Annotated in this window: 1 protein-coding gene; it reads right to left on the bottom strand. The window is 69.4% G+C overall.

The window, feature by feature from the left end; genetic code table 11:
* On the bottom strand, positions 1 to 432 hold a 432-nt coding region (locus tag I6F36_RS38930), incomplete at both ends, for an aldo/keto reductase (RefSeq protein WP_225173289.1).

Here is a 432-nt window from a genome sequence, read left to right as displayed (position 1 = left end):
GCGCCGATGATGGCCGAGGAGACGTTCGGGTTCTGCAACACCCACGCGATGGCGAGCTGAGCCATGCTCAACCCGGCCTGGTCGGCCAGCGGCCGCAGCTGCTGGACGCGGGTCAGCACATCGTCGGTGAGGAACTTGGCGATGAAGTTCGCGCCCGACTTCTCGTCGGTGGCCCGGGAACCGGCGGGCGGCGGCTGACCGGGGAGGTACTTGCCGCTCAGCACGCCCTGCGCCATCGGCGACCAGACGATCTGCCCGACGCCCAGCTCCTCGCTGGTGGGCACGACCTCGCTCTCGATGACCCGCCAGAGCATCGAGTACTGCGGCTGGTTGGAGACCAGCGGGATGCGCAGCTCGCGAGCCAGCGCGTGGGCCTCGCGGATCTGCGACGCCTTCCACTCGGAGACGCCGATGTAGTGCGCCTTGCCGGAG

This window comes from Bradyrhizobium sp. BRP19 (assembly GCF_020194195.1).
Lineage (GTDB): Bacteria > Pseudomonadota > Alphaproteobacteria > Rhizobiales > Xanthobacteraceae > Bradyrhizobium > Bradyrhizobium yuanmingense.
The sequence above is the reverse complement of the archived record's forward strand: the minus strand, read 5'-3'. Positions and strand labels throughout refer to the sequence as shown.